Source organism: Pseudomonas furukawaii, from assembly GCF_002355475.1.
GTDB classification, from domain to species: domain Bacteria; phylum Pseudomonadota; class Gammaproteobacteria; order Pseudomonadales; family Pseudomonadaceae; genus Metapseudomonas; species Metapseudomonas furukawaii.
This window is the reverse complement of the sequence record NZ_AP014862.1, coordinates 4,740,301-4,755,857: the sequence shown is the minus strand read 5'-3', so window position 1 is coordinate 4,755,857 and position 15,557 is coordinate 4,740,301. Positions and strand designations below refer to the sequence as shown.

19 protein-coding genes, 1 tRNA gene and 1 pseudogene are annotated in these 15,557 nt (G+C 60.2%); 10 read left to right on the top strand and 11 right to left on the bottom strand.

Annotated elements, in window-relative coordinates:
- The first annotated feature begins 149 nt into the window (after positions 1–149).
- The 5 genes from KF707C_RS21885 to ycaC (KF707C_RS21865) all read left to right on the top strand — a co-directional run bounded on the left by KF707C_RS21885 (position 150) and on the right by ycaC (KF707C_RS21865) (position 5,576).
- Entirely contained in the window at positions 150–1,100 is a 951-nt protein-coding gene (locus tag KF707C_RS21885) for a GlxA family transcriptional regulator (RefSeq protein WP_036992675.1), read from the top strand.
- A gap of 239 nt (positions 1,101–1,339) precedes the next feature.
- Complete coding sequence (locus tag KF707C_RS21880; RefSeq protein WP_003451326.1) at positions 1,340–1,786, top strand: helix-turn-helix domain-containing protein; 447 nt, start codon at positions 1,340–1,342, stop codon at positions 1,784–1,786.
- Positions 1,783–2,715 carry a LysR family transcriptional regulator gene (locus tag KF707C_RS21875; protein WP_003451324.1) on the top strand — a complete coding sequence of 311 codons (933 nt, stop codon included), beginning with the start codon at positions 1,783–1,785 and terminating at the stop codon, positions 2,713–2,715. The genes KF707C_RS21880 and KF707C_RS21875 overlap by 4 nt, the downstream gene beginning before the upstream one ends.
- 270 nt (positions 2,716–2,985) lie before the next feature.
- On the top strand, positions 2,986–4,824 hold the full coding sequence (locus KF707C_RS21870; protein ID WP_085986658.1) for an amidohydrolase: 1,839 nt from the start codon (positions 2,986–2,988) through the stop codon (positions 4,822–4,824).
- Between the two features lie 131 nt (positions 4,825–4,955).
- Positions 4,956–5,576, top strand: a complete 621-nt coding sequence (gene ycaC, locus KF707C_RS21865) for an isochorismate family cysteine hydrolase YcaC (RefSeq protein ID WP_088191100.1) — start codon at positions 4,956–4,958, stop codon at positions 5,574–5,576.
- Between the two features lie 470 nt (positions 5,577–6,046).
- Here ycaC (KF707C_RS21865) and KF707C_RS30050 read toward each other — a convergent pair.
- Together KF707C_RS30050 and ycaC (KF707C_RS21855) are read right to left on the bottom strand one after the other, a co-directional pair.
- Positions 6,047–6,261, bottom strand: a pseudogene (locus KF707C_RS30050) (hypothetical protein); the annotation flags it as partial.
- A 579-nt stretch (positions 6,262–6,840) separates the two neighbouring features.
- Positions 6,841–7,473, bottom strand: coding sequence for an isochorismate family cysteine hydrolase YcaC (ycaC, locus tag KF707C_RS21855; protein WP_003449372.1), 633 nt, complete (start codon positions 7,471–7,473; stop codon positions 6,841–6,843).
- A 149-nt stretch (positions 7,474–7,622) separates the two neighbouring features.
- On the opposite strand from ycaC (KF707C_RS21855), the gene KF707C_RS21850 reads away from it, so the two are divergent.
- The 3 genes from KF707C_RS21850 to KF707C_RS21840 all read left to right on the top strand — a co-directional run bounded on the left by KF707C_RS21850 (position 7,623) and on the right by KF707C_RS21840 (position 9,682).
- Positions 7,623–8,528, top strand: a complete 906-nt coding sequence (locus KF707C_RS21850; RefSeq protein WP_003449371.1) for a LysR substrate-binding domain-containing protein — start codon at positions 7,623–7,625, stop codon at positions 8,526–8,528.
- A gap of 160 nt (positions 8,529–8,688) precedes the next feature.
- Positions 8,689–8,778: transfer RNA gene (locus KF707C_RS21845), tRNA-Ser, on the top strand.
- A gap of 211 nt (positions 8,779–8,989) precedes the next feature.
- Complete coding sequence (locus tag KF707C_RS21840) at positions 8,990–9,682, top strand: phospholipase D family protein (protein ID WP_003449368.1); 693 nt, start codon at positions 8,990–8,992, stop codon at positions 9,680–9,682.
- A gap of 70 nt (positions 9,683–9,752) precedes the next feature.
- On the opposite strand, the gene KF707C_RS21835 is transcribed toward KF707C_RS21840, so the two are convergent.
- From KF707C_RS21835 to KF707C_RS21825, 3 genes are read right to left on the bottom strand one after another with little or no spacing between them, the layout of a single operon-like run.
- Entirely contained in the window at positions 9,753–10,190 is a 438-nt protein-coding gene (locus KF707C_RS21835) for a hypothetical protein (protein WP_003449366.1), read from the bottom strand.
- Positions 10,183–10,431 carry a MerR family transcriptional regulator gene (locus KF707C_RS21830; RefSeq protein WP_003449364.1) on the bottom strand — a complete coding sequence of 83 codons (249 nt, stop codon included), beginning with the start codon at positions 10,429–10,431 and terminating at the stop codon, positions 10,183–10,185. Before KF707C_RS21830 ends, KF707C_RS21835 begins: the two co-directional genes overlap by 8 nt.
- On the bottom strand, positions 10,428–10,643 hold the full coding sequence (locus KF707C_RS21825) for a DNA-binding protein (protein ID WP_088191095.1): 216 nt from the start codon (positions 10,641–10,643) through the stop codon (positions 10,428–10,430). The genes KF707C_RS21830 and KF707C_RS21825 overlap by 4 nt, the downstream gene beginning before the upstream one ends.
- Positions 10,644–10,800: 157 nt before the next feature.
- On the opposite strand from KF707C_RS21825, the gene KF707C_RS29835 reads away from it, so the two are divergent.
- Positions 10,801–11,070, top strand: coding sequence for a hypothetical protein (locus KF707C_RS29835; RefSeq protein ID WP_036993327.1), 270 nt, complete (start codon positions 10,801–10,803; stop codon positions 11,068–11,070).
- Positions 11,071–11,146: 76 nt separating this feature from the next.
- Here the strand turns inward: KF707C_RS29835 and KF707C_RS30170 are convergent, their stop codons facing one another.
- Positions 11,147–11,299: a carbon storage regulator gene (locus tag KF707C_RS30170; RefSeq protein WP_449288514.1), complete on the bottom strand. Its 153-nt coding sequence runs from the start codon at positions 11,297–11,299 to the stop codon at positions 11,147–11,149.
- A gap of 280 nt (positions 11,300–11,579) precedes the next feature.
- On the opposite strand from KF707C_RS30170, the gene KF707C_RS29190 reads away from it, so the two are divergent.
- Entirely contained in the window at positions 11,580–13,040 is a 1,461-nt protein-coding gene (locus tag KF707C_RS29190) for a hypothetical protein (RefSeq protein WP_003453628.1), read from the top strand.
- A gap of 16 nt (positions 13,041–13,056) precedes the next feature.
- Here KF707C_RS29190 and KF707C_RS21805 read toward each other — a convergent pair whose 3' ends face one another.
- The 5 genes from KF707C_RS21805 to KF707C_RS21785 all read right to left on the bottom strand — a co-directional run bounded on the left by KF707C_RS21805 (position 13,057) and on the right by KF707C_RS21785 (position 15,336).
- A complete protein-coding gene (locus KF707C_RS21805) occupies positions 13,057–13,386 on the bottom strand; it encodes a type II toxin-antitoxin system RelE/ParE family toxin (RefSeq protein ID WP_003453630.1) in 330 nt (109 codons plus the stop codon).
- The gene (locus tag KF707C_RS21800) at positions 13,383–13,619 is read right to left on the bottom strand and encodes a type II toxin-antitoxin system ParD family antitoxin (protein ID WP_003453632.1); all 237 of its coding nucleotides are present in this window, start codon (positions 13,617–13,619) and stop codon (positions 13,383–13,385) included. The genes KF707C_RS21805 and KF707C_RS21800 overlap by 4 nt, the downstream gene beginning before the upstream one ends.
- A 350-nt stretch (positions 13,620–13,969) precedes the next feature.
- Entirely contained in the window at positions 13,970–14,521 is a 552-nt protein-coding gene (locus KF707C_RS21795; protein ID WP_003453633.1) for a GNAT family N-acetyltransferase, read from the bottom strand.
- Positions 14,522–14,566: 45 nt separating this feature from the next.
- A complete protein-coding gene (locus KF707C_RS21790) occupies positions 14,567–14,803 on the bottom strand; it encodes a ribbon-helix-helix domain-containing protein (RefSeq protein ID WP_003453635.1) in 237 nt (78 codons plus the stop codon).
- A gap of 146 nt (positions 14,804–14,949) precedes the next feature.
- A complete protein-coding gene (locus KF707C_RS21785) occupies positions 14,950–15,336 on the bottom strand; it encodes a hypothetical protein (RefSeq protein WP_003453636.1) in 387 nt (128 codons plus the stop codon).
- Between the last annotated feature and the right edge of the window lie 221 nt (positions 15,337–15,557).

The following is a 15,557-nucleotide window of genomic DNA, read 5'->3' as shown; positions in this document are numbered from 1 at the left end:
CAATTTCACCGATGGGGATTTCGTTGGCCTGGGCTTCCACTGGTGGTGTCGACGGCCCTTGACGCCTCGACCCAATCGAATATCGATTGGGTCGCATCAACTCCTTCAGAACTCCACGAGCGTGCTCAGCGCTCGCGTTTCGTAAGTCCATGAAGAAAATCGCAATCGTTCTATTTCATGACGTCCTGCTCCTGGATATCGCAGGGCCCATGGAAGTCTTCTCCATCGCCAATCGCTATCTGAGGCCGGAGCATCACTACCACATCGTCACCATCGGCCCCGAATCCGGGACCATCCGCGCATCCAACGGCCTGATGATGCGGGCCGAGCTGACCCTGGCGCGGGCCGACGAGACCTATGACCTGCTGTTGGTTCCGGGTGGCCCTGGCGCCTACCACGAATGTCATCCCGACCTCGTGGCCTGGCTGCCGGGCGCCTGCGAGCGGTCGGCTCGTTACGGCTCCATCTGCACCGGAGCCTTCATCCTCGGCCATGCGGGGCTGCTGGACGGTCACCGAGTGACCACTCACTGGAACTACACCGAACGGCTGACCAAGGCCTTTCCCCGGGCGCAGGTGGAGACCGATCACATCTTCCTGGAGGACCGGCGCCTGGTGACTTCCGGCGGTGTCACAGCCGGCATCGACCTTGCGCTGTCCATGGTGGCGCTGGACCACGGCCGCAAGGTGGCTCTGGACGTAGCCAAGGTCCTGCTCGTGGTGATGACCCGCCAGGGTGGGCAGGCCCAGTTCAGTCCCCTGGTGGCCAGCCTGACCACCCAGGAAACGGCCATCAATCGGGTGCAGAACCATGTCGTAGAGCACCTGGACCAGTCCTTCAGCATTGCGCAGATGGCGGAGATCGCTTCCATGAGCCCGCGCCATTTCGCCCGGTTGTTCGCCCGTGAAGTGGGCATGACGCCGATGGAGTTCCTGCAGAACGTCCGCATCGACCATGCGCGGGGACTGCTGGAATCCAGTGACCTGCCGCTGAAGACCATCGCATTCCGCAGCGGCTTTGGAAGCGTGCGCCTGATGCGCCAGCGCTTCGTCGAGCGCCTCGGACTCACGCCCCTGCAGTACCGCCGGCAATTCGGCTGAGGCCGTGTCTGCATCTGGCACTTTCATGTCCGTAACCGGTCCCTCGTGACGGTTGCCGTTCGTCGGGCCGCTGGCAATATTTCGGGGAGGTTTCCGGGGCAAGGTGGACGACCTTGCCTACCCTTGTTGAGCCCCGGAGGTCGATGAAATCCCTCGCACTTGCCCGCTACTCGGGTGTGCAGTGCTTCACGATCGGGCAGGACATCCTTCAGTCAGCCCCGCGACAATGGAAGTTCCTGATGGCACAACTCGACCCCTACACCTCTGGCAGCCCCGGAGCGGTGCCACGAGAGGGCCAGGACAACGGTGAATCCGGTGGTCTCAGCGCCAGCCGTGAGCGGTTGGTCAAGCAACTGATTCAGGCCAACCTCGGAGGCAGCCTGGAAGTCACCGCCCTGGCCGATGCCTGCTCGCTATCCCGCAGCCATTTCTCCCGGGCCTTCAAGTGCAGCACCGGCGTTTCGCCGCAGGAGTGGATCCACCGCCAGCGCATTGCCCGGGCCAAGGAACTCATCCGCCATTCCGAGCTGAGCCTGATCCAGATCGGCCTCGAATGCGGTTACTGCGACCAGGCGCACTTCTGCCGCAGCTTCACCCGCAGCGTCGGCGTGCCGCCCCTGGCCTGGCGCAGCGTAGTCCGCGACGCTCCACTGCCTGCCGATTCCGTCACCGGGACAGCCCCATGAACCGAAATGAACTGCGCCGTGTCGATCTCAATCTGCTGGTGGTCTTCGAGGCCCTGATGTTCGAGCGCAATGTCACCCGTGTCGCCGAAAGGCTCTTTCTCGGCCAGTCCGCGGTGAGCGCTTCTCTGGCACGGCTGCGCGACCTGTTCGACGACCCGATCCTGATCCGTCAGGGGCGCGGTATGGAGCCCACTGCGCGGGCACTGGCCATATTCCAGGAACTGCGTCCGGCCCTCGACGCCATCTCCGGCGCGGTGAGTCGGGTCAAGGACTTCGATCCCGTCAGCAGCCGCGAGATCTTCCGCATCGGTCTGTCCGACGATGCCGAGTTCGGCCTCTTTCCCGGCCTGCTGCGGCGCATGCGCGAGGACGCGCCGGGGATCAAGGTGGTGGTGCGGCGGGTGAACTACCTGCTGCTCCCTTCCTTGCTGGCCTCGGGAGAGATCTCGGTGGGGGTCAGCTACACCCAGGATCTCCCGGCTAACGCCAAGCGTCGCAAGCTGCGCGACATTCCCTGCAAGGTGCTGCGCGGTGACGACGGGGCCGGGCCACTGACCCTGGATGACTACTGCGAACGCCCCCACGCCATGGTGTCCTTCTCAGGCGACCTCTGCGGCAATATCGATCTGGACCTGCAACGGGTCGGACGCACCCGCAACGTGATGGTGGCGGTGCCCCAGTTCTCCAGTCTGCGGGCCGTGCTGCCGCGCACCGAACTGATCGCCACAGTGCCCGACTATGCCGCCTGCGCCCTGGTAGAGGGCACCAGCCTGCGGGCGGAAGATCCGCCGTTCCCCATCACCGCGGCGGAGCTGAGCATGGTCTGGAGCGGTGTTCACGACAATGATCCCGGCGAGCGTTGGTTGCGCAACCTGATGGTCGAGCACATGTCCCGACCGCTTGCTGAATGGGTGATCGGAGCCGTCTAGAACGGCCGTTCCATCATGGAGGACAGCACATTCGTTCAAGCGCCCCGAGATGGCTGCGGGCATGCTCCGGTTTCGACCTGAACCCTGAACCGCCGCCAGCCGGCAGCCGCACTGATCGAGGAGCCCTTCATGAACCGAGACCCCTCCGACAAGAGTCGCCGCCAGTTCCTGGCCGCCGGTTCGGTGCTGAGCGCCGCCGGCGCCCTCTGGTCCGCCTTGCCGTTCATCGGCGAGGGCGGTGCTTCCTACGCCAGCCCTTCGAGGAACGACATGAAAGCCGATCTCATCCTGTTCAACGGCCGCTTCCACACGGTCGACCGCGAGAAACCCACCGCCAGCGCCGTGGCCATCAAGGACGGCAAGTTCCTCGCAGTCGGCAGCGACGCCGAAGCCATGGCTCATCGCGGCGACGCCACCCAGGTCATCGACCTCAAGCAGCGCACTGTCATTCCCGGCCTCAACGACTCGCACCTGCACCTGATCCGCGGCGGCCTCAACTACAACCTGGAGCTTCGCTGGGAAGGCGTTCCGTCGCTGGCCGATGCCCTGCGCATGCTCAAGGAGCAGGCTGACCGCACACCTTCGCCGCAGTGGGTGCGGGTGGTGGGTGGCTGGAACGAGTTCCAGTTCGCCGAGAAGCGCATGCCCACCCTGGACGAACTGAACAAGGCCGCGCCGGACACCCCGGTATTCGTCCTTCACCTCTATGACCGCGCGCTGCTCAACCGCGCCGCGCTGAAAGCGGTGGGCTACACCAGGGACACGCCCAACCCGCCCGGCGGCGAGATTCAGCGCAACAGCAGCGGCGAGCCCACCGGCATGCTGATCGCCCGGCCCAACGCGATGATCCTCTACGCCACCCTGTCCAAGGGGCCCAAGCTGCCGCTGGAATACCAGGTCAACTCCACCCGCCAGTTCATGCGCGAACTCAACCGGCTCGGCCTGACCAGCGCCATCGACGCCGGTGGCGGCTATCAGAACTACCCGGACGACTACCAGGTGATCCAGCAACTGGCCAGCCAGGGCCAGCTCAGCGTGCGCATCGCCTACAACCTGTTCACCCAGAAGCCCAAGGAAGAACTCGCCGACTTCCAGAACTGGAGCAAGCAGGTCAAGCCCGGTGACGGCAGCGACTTCTTCCGCCACAACGGCGCCGGCGAGATGCTGGTCTTCTCCGCCGCCGACTTCGAGGACTTCCTCGAACCGCGCCCGGACCTGGCACCGAGCATGGAGCAGGAACTGGAACCGGTCGTGCGCCACCTGGTGGAGCAGCGCTGGCCGTTCCGCCTGCACGCCACCTACGACGAGTCCATCTCGCGCATGCTGGATGTGTTCGAGAAGGTCAACCGCGACATCCCCTTCAACGGTCTGCCCTGGTTCTTCGACCACGCCGAGACCATCTCGCCGAAGAACATCGAGCGGGTCCGGGCTCTCGGCGGCGGCATCGCCATTCAGGACCGCATGGCCTTCCAGGGCGAGTACTTCGTCGACCGCTACGGCGCCCGCGCGGCGGAACAGACCCCGCCGATACAGCGAATGCTCGCCGAGGGCGTACCGGTGGGCGCTGGCACTGACGCCACCCGGGTGTCCAGCTACAACCCCTGGACCTCGCTCTACTGGCTGGTCAGCGGCAAGACCGTCGGCGGGATGGAGCTCTACCCGCAAGGGCTATCCCGCGATACCGCGCTGCAGCTGTTCACCCACGGCAGCGCCTGGTTCTCCAGCGAACAGGGCAGGAAGGGGCAGATCAAAGTAGGCCAACTGGCCGACCTGGCGGCGCTCTCGGCGGACTTCTTCAGCGTCGAGGAAGAGGCCATCAAGTGGATCGAATCGGTGCTGACGGTGGTCGACGGCAAGGTGGTCTACGCCGCTGGCGAGTTCGACAAGCTCGGCCCGCCGCAGCTGCCGGTGCTGCCCGAGTGGTCCCCGGTGGCCAAGGTGCCTGGCCACTGGAAGCCCGCCGCGCCGCTCACCGCCCAGGTGCACCAGTGCGTCGGCGCCTGTGCCGTGCATGCCCATAGCCACGAGCGGGCACGCCAGTCCAGTGTGCCGGTGAGCGACTTCCAGGGCTTCTGGGGAGCACTGGGCTGTTCGTGTTTCGCCTTCTGACGACACCCCTCCCGTGGGAGCGATTCAATCGCAGATGAATTCGCGCCCCTCAAGGCATGCGATCCGCATGTCTCGCAAGATCCGGCGCCGATCCACAAGGCCGGCGCCAAACCCAAGCAAGGAGAACTTCCATGGCTACTCCCTACAAGCGTCTCGACAAGAACAACGCCGCCGTCCTGCTGGTGGACCACCAGGCCGGCCTGCTGTCGCTGGTGCGGGACTTCACCCCCGACGAGTTCAAGAACAACGTGCTGGCCCTGGCTGACATTGCCAAGTTCTTCAACCTGCCCACCATCCTCACCACCAGCTTTGAAAGTGGGCCCAACGGCCCGCTGGTCCCCGAACTGAAGGCCATGTTCCCGGACGCGCCCTACATCGCCCGTCCCGGCCAGATCAACGCCTGGGACAACGAGGATTTCGTCAAGGCCATCAAGGCCACCGGCAAGAAGCAGCTGATCATCGCCGGCGTGGTGACCGACGTCTGCGTGGCCTTCCCGACCCTGTCCGCGCTGGCCGAGGGCTACGACGTGTTCGTGGTGACCGACGCCTCCGGCACCTTCAACCCGGTGGTGCGCGATGCCGCCCTCAACCGCATGAGCCAGGCCGGTGCCCAACTGATGAACTGGTTCGCTGTGGGGTGCGAACTGCACCGTGACTGGCGCAACGACATCGAAGGCTTCGGCGGCCTGCTGGCCGGGCACCTGCCGGCTTACGCCAACCTGATGCAGAGCTTCTCCTCCAACGCCAAGTAAGCAGGTGTTCGCGGGCAAGCCCGCTCCTACGGCGGGGCCGCCTTTGTAGGAGCCGGCTTGCCGGCGAAGGGTGCGGAAATGTTCGCGAGCAAGCCCGCTCCTACGGCGGGGTTGGATTTCGTAGGAGCCGGCTTGCCGGCGAAGGGTGCGGAAATGTTCGCGGGCAAGCCCGCTCCTACGGCGGGGTTGGATTTCGTAGGAGCCGGCTTGCCGGCGAAGGGTGCGGAAATGTTCGCGAGCAAGCCCGCTCCTACGACCACGCAGAATCAAAAAAACGCCGCTTTCCTGCTGAAGGAAAAGCGGCGTTTTCTTTATGGGCATTACGCACCCGTGCGGGCATTTTGCTTTTCAGGGCCGCCCAGGCGGACACCCGCAAGGCTCAGCTCGCAAGAAACACCAGCAGCTCCTCATCACGGGAGGTAACCGTGCTCACAAGTGCCTCCTGATCATCGAAAAGAACCGCCTTGTCTCTACCTACGGAGCCAATTGGCGGAAAGACGGGTCACCCAGGGCATGATCACGAATACCACCGGGACGATGACGAAGAAGTTGATTATCAGGTTGCCCAGGATCACCCCAGCCAACTCCGGGTAGCGCTCAAACAGCGGCACAATAGAAAAGGAACCAGCAGGGTCATCGGACAGATAACCAGATAGGTGAGCACCGCTTGTTTCCACCTGGGCGGCGGGGGAGTGTCTGCATGGGGCGGGGTGAACCAGAACTCCGCACCGGCTTGAATCTCTGTGTGATCGCCGCCCTCCAGCAGCGGCAGCACCTCATGAATCAGTGCGGCGCGTTCGGACGAATCGATCCAGGCCTGCAGCAGGTGAGCCTCGGTAAAGCGCACCACCGTCGTGAAAAGCCGGCTTCCGCCACCGGGGCGAATGATGTTCGCGCCCAAGTGTCCGGGTTGCAGGCTGGCGGTCTTGACCGTCCGCTGGAGCCAGTCTTCGTAGCCTGACAGCGCATCGGAACGCACTTTGTGCTGGATCACCAGCGTGACAACGCCATTCGTGTCGAGGGTGGTAGTCATGAGTGCCTCTCGGGATCGCCCGTCTTGTCCCTACTATGGCTGCAGGCCTATTGGAGAGGCTTGCACTGGCGTGCTGCCTTTCTACCGATCGGCTTCAAGGGACGTTCGAAGGCTCAGGCAAAGCGCCAGGACTCCACCTGCAGGTTCTGAAATCTGGAACGGATATCACTTGGCGGCCTGGTCCCGGATGGGGGAGCACATGGGGCTCCCCCTCCCGGTGTCGCTGTCTGGTTACTGGTTGCCACTCAGGGCGTTGTAGCTGGTGATCAGGTTTCGGTAGTCCGGTATGTGGTTGGAGCACAGCGCCGCCAGGCCTTCGACGTCGTTGCGCCAGTCGCGATGCAGCTCACAGGCCACGCCGAACCAGGTCATCAACTGGGCGCCGGCGGCTTCCATGCGGCGCCAGGCGGCGTCGCGGGTCATCTCGTTGAAGGTGCCGGAAGCGTCGGCCACCACGAACACCTCGAAGCCTTCTTCCAGGGCCGACAGCGCCGGGAAGGCCACGCACACCTCGGTGACCACACCGGCGATGATCAGCTGCTTCTTGCCGGTGGCCTTGATGGCCTTGACGAAATCCTCGTTGTCCCAGGCGTTGATCTGGCCGGGACGGGCGATGTAGGGCGCGTCCGGGAACAGCGCCTTCAGCTCGGGAACCAGCGGGCCGTTGGGGCCGGTCTCGAAGCTGGTGGTGAGGATGGTCGGCAGCTTGAAGAACTTGGCGAGGTCCGCCAGGGCCAGGACGTTGTTCTTGAACTTGTCCGGCTCGATGTCGCGCACCAGCGACAGCAGGCCGGCCTGGTGGTCAACCAGCAGAACCACGGCGTTGTCCTTGTCGAGACGGTTGTAGGTGTAGGAAGTGGTCATGGTGCGGTCCTCGCTTTTCAGTTGGGTGCCGAGTGAGTCGGCTGGTGGGGTCGTTGCAGTGCGTCACTGCATGGACACAGATTAAAAATGACACCCTTGCTGCGCTAGACTGCGAAAATTGCTTGTAGCGTTCTATTTGAGGAACGGAAATGGAAGATCTGAACACGCTCTACTACTTCACACAGGTGGTGGAGCACGGCGGTTTCGCCCCGGCTGGCCGGGCACTGGACATGCCCAAGTCAAAACTCAGCCGTCGCATCGCCCAACTGGAAGACCGCCTCGGCGTACGGCTGTTGAACCGCTCCAGCCGCCTCTGCACGCTCACCGAGATCGGCCAGGAGTACTACCAGCGTTGCCTGGCCATGCGAGTGGAAGCGGAGAGTGCAGCCGAAGTGATCGAGCGCAACCGCAGCGAACCGAGGGGCCTGGTGCGGCTGGCCTGTCCCACCACACTGCTCAATTCCTGGGTCGGCCCCATGCTCACCCGCTACATGCTCGAATACCCACTGGTGGAGCTGTTCATCGAGAGCACCAACCGCCGTGTGGATCTGCTTCATGAAGGCTTCGACGTCGCGCTGCGGGTGCGTTTCCCGCCGCTGGAGAACACCGACATGGTGATGAAAGTGCTGGGCGAGAGCACTCAGTGCCTGGTGGGGCGACCGGACTTCCTGGCGCAACTGCCCCAGGGCTTCGCCCCCGTGGAACTTGGCCGGCTGCCGAGCCTCCATTGGGGCGGCTCGCAAAGGGAGTACCAGTGGGAATTGTTCGGCCCTGACGGTGGCAAGCTGCTGATTCCCCACCGCCCCCGGATGGTCACCGATGACCTGCTGGCCCTGCGCAATGGCGTCCTGGCGGGCGTTGGCATTGCGCACGTGCCGCGCGTCGCGGTGCGCGACGATCTGGCCAACGGAACGCTTGTGGAGATGCTGCCGGGCTGGGCGCCGAAGTGCGGCATCGTTCACGCCGTCTTCCCGTCACGACGCGGCCTGCTGCCATCGGTGCGCACCCTGCTCGACTTTCTCGCCGAAGAGTTCAGGCAAAGCGATATGGCGTAGAGCCGGCCACCCGGCATGTTGCGGTCGACGACGGCAAGGCATTCACCCGCCTGCGATCGCGCGACGGACCTACCCGCATCGCAACCAACTGAAACCACGCGAAAAAATCTCCCCACAGGCTTCGCCAACGGCCGATGAGCTGGTATGATGCGCGCCGTTCGGGAAGATGCCGGAGTGGCCGAACGGGACGGATTCGAAATCCGTTGTGTCAGCAATGGCACCTAGGGTTCAAATCCCTATCTTCCCGCCATATCTCATAGCCTAAGCCCCTGAAACTCCTGGAGTTTCAGGGGCTTTTGCTTTCTGGCTCCAGCCAAGTGTCGAGAAGTGTCGAAGGGCAGGAGTGAGTACGGCATCCGAACTCGCTAAACTGCGCCGCAAACGGTCAGGCCAATGGCCACTGCCTGCGCTCCTGTCGAGCCTGACCTGGTACATCACACGGATGCTCGAAAGGAGTCGATATGGCGAAGTTCCTGAACACCAGCGCAACCAATTACTTCCTTGAAGAAATGATCAAGGACGCCAAGGATCGCCTGGTACTCATCAGCCCGTTCCTCAAGCTCAATGATCGAATGAAGGAGCTGCTGGCCGACAAGGATCGCCTCAAGATCGATGTGCGTATTGTCTACGGCAAGAGCGAACTGCAGCCGGAAGAGATCAACTGGTTGAAGGAGCTGACCTACATTCGAACCAGCTTCTGCAAGAACCTGCACGCCAAGTGCTACCTCAACGAGGACATCTGCATCATCACCAGCCTGAACCTCTATGAGTTCAGCCAGGTAAACAACAACGAGATGGGTGTTCTCATCCGTCGATCTGACGATCCTGAGCTCTATAAGGACGCCTACGAAGAAGCTCAGCGAATCATCCGCATTAGCGATGAAGTGCGGATAACCATGGAGCGGGTGAGCTCCGAGGGGGAGGGCAAGCAGGATAATGAAGAGGCTACCGGCAAGCTCACCTCTTCAAAGCTCGCCCAGAAGCTGGGGCTCAAGACTTCCGAGCTGATCGAGAAGCTCATCGCCCAGGAATTCCTCGAGGACCGGGACGGCAAGCCCTACATCACGCAGAAGGGCAAGGACGCCGGCGGTGAGTTCCGCATGAGCCCGAAGTTTGGTCCTTACTTCCTTTGGCCCGAGAGCCTCACCATCTGACCTGGCTGAGCGACCAAACAGTTTATCCAGATCGAGCTTTGACCCCAGCCTGACCACATCCAGCCAGTGGTCAGGCGCCAGATGCGCATAACGCATCGCCATCCCCTCTGTCGTACGCCCCTGAATCCGCTGCAAGGTCAGGAGAGCGCCGCCCTTCATGATGAAGTGGCTGGCGAAGGAAGGCCGCAGCCCCTGTGATGGCTGACCGGATCAAGCCACCGAGCACCGGGGGTGGCGGGTTCGAGCCCGGCAATTTGCGGCGGTGCAAGATCCTGAGGGTGCGGATGCTCGACCAGAACACCTCATGCGGGTAGCGCGCTCCCTGGAGGGCGTTGATGACCAGGAAGTAGCCTTCCTCCACCAGCCCCTCGATGGGCAGCACCACGCCGACGATATGGAAGCAGTGCCAGATCGGTTCCGGGTCCTGTTCCCAGACCTGTTCGACCATCACGGTCTGGCCGATCAGGCCCATGGCCTGGGCGGCGTTGAAGGCGCAGGGCTTATGCATGCTCGTAGTCCCCCTTATCGAATGCGTCCTTGCCTTGCTCCAGGTCCTCGCACAGCAACTCCAGATCGATCAGGCGCGAGCCCTGGACCCTCACCGCAGGCACGGTGCCGTTGTCCATCCAGTCCACGACGGTTTCGACGGAAACGCCGCACATCCCGGCGAAGGCTTCCGCGCTCATCACGGCGCTGTTGCCGCTGGAGGGCAGGGCGGCCCGGGTGAGGCGTACATGGGGGCCGTTCATGCGTTCCACTCCTGTTCCAGAAGCCATTGGCGGAACAGGACGCAGTTGACCATGCGCAGCTTGCCGAGCTTCACCGAGGGGATGATTCCCCGATACACCCAGGCGCGGGCGGTGTCGCAGGTAACGCCGTTGCGATCCGCCCAGGCGGCGATGGGTTCAACGTCCTGTTGGGGGCCGGCCAGGCTGGCCGGTGAGAGGTCTTCCAGTTCCATGCTCGTTCCTTCACTATTCGTGCCGATGCACTCTCTGTGTATTTCCCGGGTTCTGAATGGTGGTTCAGAATTGGAGTGTAAATATTGAACTTGCGAGCACAGGGTAGCAGTTCAGATCAAGAGTTCAACTATTGAACTCATCTGGCGCGATTGAAATATGGAATCGATTCAGGAAAGGGCTATAGCGCTTATCTATAAGGCTGGCTTGGATAACCTGGTCCGGGAATCCGAGATCAACTACAGCCGGTGGAAGAACCTACGCCACAGAAAAGCCCGAATGAGCACCGAAGAGATGGAGGTCCTAGTGCGGCTCTATCCGAGCTATGGCCTTTGGCTGGCTACAGGACAAATCGCACCGGAAGCGGGGCAAACCAGTCCTGCCTATGACGAAGCTCATTCAAACTTGCAGACTCCCAGCACGGATTAGAAATCATCGCCTCGGTCGCGGCCCGTTGGTTCTCCCGGCGGACCAGGACCGCTTGAAATCACCTCGCTCTGCCACCTCACGGCGGAGCCACCAATTCCTCAACGATCAGCATCTTCGCGGGCGCTCGAATAATCAGCCTCACCGAGTCGCCCTGGATCGACGCAACCTCGATCTTTATCCCGTGAGTGAGCAACAGCCGCATCAGCTCCTCACCCGCCTTGCCTTTCAGGATGTTCAGCGACAGAACATCACCTATTCAGCACTCGCCTTCGTGCACTTGCATGGGGTTCTCCTCGTGCGTTTTTGGGGAGGAAAACACAAAGAGTTGGGGGCATATGCGACAAAACATAAGTTAGGGCGATTCCTAAGGTAGGATAGGAGAGGTCAACCTATTAACTATTGGCAGGGATTCAAATCCAAAATTGCAGGATCTTATTGGCTTATTTTTGACTGAGAAGGTCCAGGTTATCCATTTCTCTTTATCTTTTAAATTTTTAAGGAGGTAAGAATTGAAACCATTAAAGGCGCGTATCACAGAAGGTATTCTTTCTGCAGCAGGGAAAGCTCCTATAGTTTTTTCGCGGAGGTTAAGTGAGGCGGGGAAGTATTTTCTATTGGAAAGCAAAGGTGAGCTTGACTTTGACGAAGATCCGACAGAGACAGCCAGTCTTTTTGATTTTAGTTGTGACTGGAAAGCGATAGGCGTAGTCGTTCAAATTGATCACAATGAACTATCGGCGATCCATAACTGGATTAAGGGAAGTGCGTCAACGGGGTGGTACGCTCCGGAGCGGGACTCAGAAGTCTTTGAGACGAAGTTTAGCGGAGGTCTGAGTTATAGAAATTTGGGGTGGATAAATATAAATAAGCAGAAAGGTGTTGCTGCTATTGCGAGTATAGAGATTCTAGAGAGTTGTTGCAGTAATTGTTATGTGAGCATTCAAAAGCTTGCGCATGGATTCACATACCTTTCGCTTTATATGCTTTTGTCTGAAAGTGCTAAAAAAGAGCTATTCAGTAGCGATGTCCGTCATATCGAAAAATATAGGTGCTTTCAGTCTCTAAATCCATTCAGTAAGGGATTTAAAATTATTGAGCATCATGATAGGCATAATGGAATTGAAAGATATATTTACGGGCATGTAGAAAAGATTGTGAAAGATGCAAAGCAATCGTCTGTCTATATTCTTGAGATGTTGGGGTTGCATAAAAAGGTAGATGATTTAGTTGTTGTGGCTGATATATGCAGGAACGATGTTGCTCCGTATTTTGTTGAGGCTGATGTTGGTGCTCTGTCCGAGAGGCGAGGTGAGGAAAAGCATAGGGTAATTATTGAAAGATATAGAGGGTATATGAATGATGAAATTAGTTCGGATCCAAATGAGAACTCCTGTCGTCAAAGATTTTCCAGCGAATTAGGGGTAGATCGTATATTTATAAAAAGCCAAAATGATAATGCGGTGGATCAGTTTAAAGATTTTCGCAATACGGGGATGGCGCTTTATGATTCCCATTTATTTACTTCTATGCTGATTGATGTGGATAAGAAGTTTGACAGTGTTTCTGAGTTTTCTAATGGAGTCTTGCTTAGGAGTAAGAAGGAGGTGGCTCGACGGTATAAAATTTTATTGAACTCAAAGGTGAAGTTGGATTCGCTGAGGGAGAATATAAAGGCGATAGAAGGTTCAATTGGGTGGGCTTGTGATGGAAGATATGCCGAGTATTCAAAGCGAGTGATAAAGTGGCAGGCTAAAAAAGTAGATGAATTGCAGTTGGCAATTGAAAAGCGGAGATTGCATTCGGGGGACGAGCTTCAATACAGAAATCTTCTTTTTCAGAAAAAAAATTCCTATCTTGTTCTGTTTCTTGCGTTAGTTCAAATTGGTATTGCCTACTTTCAAATTAAGCAGGTGGAAAGTGAGTCTGATTTTAAGGTCGAAAAGATTTATAGCTTTCTAAGGGCTAAATGAACGTAAAGGGGCAGATTTATTTTTCGTCGCTCCGCTGCATCCAGGCAGGGATATCCCTCATCCCATGCAACACCCGCCACACATCGATATGGTCTTCACGCTCGATATAGAGGATCAGGTAGGGATAGCGCTTCAACGTCCAGAAGCGCAGTCCCGGCAGATCGAGCTCGTTGGCGTATCGCGATGAACCTAATTCGGGATGCCGGCTGATGTATTTATAGGCCCGCTCCAGGGCGTGGACGAAGCCGAGTGCGGCCTGCTCGGCTCCTTCCTCCAGGTAATAGCTGACGGCGTCGTCGATATCCTGATTGGCGCGTGCTCGGGGGATGATGGTCTTGGCCTTCATGTCTTGGCGTTCCGTACCCGGTTGCGCAGCGCTTCGAAGTAGTTGTCATCGGCCGGGGCGGCAGGGGAGGAGGCGGCGCCTTCCAGGAGCAGGTTGCGGAGGCGCTGGCGGTCCTGGTCCTTGCGGATCAGTTCGCGTACATACTCGCTACTGGTGCCGTAGCCGCGCTGGTTGACCTGGTCATCGACAAAGCTCTTGAGGGCGTCGGGCAGGGAGATGTTCATGGTGCTCATGGGAATCCACCTTTTGGCAAAATTTGCCAAAGCATCTTAGCACCTGGTTCCCGTGGCAGGTGTCGAAAAAGTGTCGAAATCACAGGCACGAACTTTCGAATATCGACACGCGGGGATGGCTAGAAACCCTGAATTGAGTAGGGTTGCGACGTACTGAGCCAGCCACCGGGATAATTCAAACCCCCATCTTCCCGCCATAGCTCATAGCCTAAGCCCCTGAAACTCCTGGAGTTTCAGGGGCTTTTGCTTTCTGGTTTACGCCATGTGTAGAAATGCGCGAGAAGGTTATGCGGGAGCTATCGCCTGACCCACCGACCATCTTCCGGAAATATCGCTCCGGGCCTTACCGCTCAATCCCCCACCACGTACTCCATCTGGTAATCGAAGGGCTCGCGCTCGATCTGCTCCTTGAACAGCCAGGCGGCGTCCCGGCAGCCCTGGCTCTTGTAGAACAGCACGGTTTCCCTGGCCGAGTGCGATGAGATGTACAGGCGCTTGAAGCCTCGGCTGCGGGCCGCGTCGACGCAGTGGGCGAAGAGGCGCTTGCCGATGCCTCGGCCTCTTGCCGAGGCTTCGACGTGGAACTCCTTCAGTGGGTGGTAGCGGCCCGCGTCATCGACGGGCTGGCCGTCCATGCAGGCGAAGCCGACCACCCGGTCGTTGCTGCTGGCCAGGCAGAGGATGCCGTTACGTGCCAGGCAGCCCAGCAGGTCGTCTTTCACCTGTTGCCGTTCGGCCTCGGTCCAGTCGTCGACGAAGGGGTCCGAATCCTCCACCACCCTGCCGTGCCGCCGCCGGAGGACCCGGTCCACCACCTGTCTTCTTTCGAAGGTGAAGACGAAGTCCAGGGTGGCGTCGGTATCCGTGACGCTGCTGATGATGATGTCGTGGGTGTGATGCATGCTGTTCACTTCGATACTGGGCGAGACGATGGAGGCGCCGGGGCTTCATTCGGTGTCTTTGCGCACCCGCTCGCGCAGCCCTGCGAATTCGTGCTCGTCGGTCTCGTTGGCCGTTGCGGAGGCGGCGCCGTCCATCAACAGCTGGCGCAGGTGTTGGCGATCCCGCTCCTTGCGGATCAGTCCGCCCAGGTACTCGCTGGGGGAGTCATGACCCTGCCGGCTGACCTGCTCATCCACGAAGCGTCGGAGGTCGTCGGTCAGGTGGATCTTCAGGGTGATCATCGGCGCTCGCCTTATGGATGGACACGCCAGGGTAGCCTAGCGCCTTGCGCCGTTGGAGGGGTGTCAGCCACGGCCCGAACCTCCGAGGTCCGGGCCGATGAGCTGAGGGGACGCCGCCGATGCCGTGCGCATCGGGGCGCTACGGGTCAGGCCTTCGAGCACATCAGGGCCACATTGATCAGGCGTCCCTTGTCCTGCCAGGCGCTGCGCTGGCGTACCGAGAAATGGTTCCCGCCCTGGGCGCTGGACAGTTCGACCAGACCGCTTGCCCGGTTGGGGTCGGTGCTGCCGACATACAGCAGGGTCTTGCCGTCTTCTTCCTCGGTGAAGGTATCGGTGCGGTATCCGACGTCTTCCTTCACGCAACTCAGGTACTCGGCAGCCGGCCTGGTGGTCATGCCGGAAGTACCGTCCCGGCTGGCCCTGATATCGGGATCATGGGCGCAGCCCGTGGCGAGCAGCAGGGCGCCGAGCAGCCAGGCGCGGCCGCCGGGCAGGAAGGCTGAAGGGGTGCCAGGGAACGAAGGATTCATGGCGGTTTCTCCAGGCTGAGGCATTTGGCTACCCCGGCATCTCGCCGGCGAGCCGGTTGGGGGCAGGGCGCCTGGAGAAGGCCGTCGACAATCGGGGAATGCACCTTTCCCCAAGTTGGCCGCTGCCTGTGGAGAAAAAGTCTAGGCCCGTTTTTTCATCGATCGGGAGAATCGGAGAAACGGTCACCCCCGCACGCCGGCTTCCGCTCCAGCGGCCATCC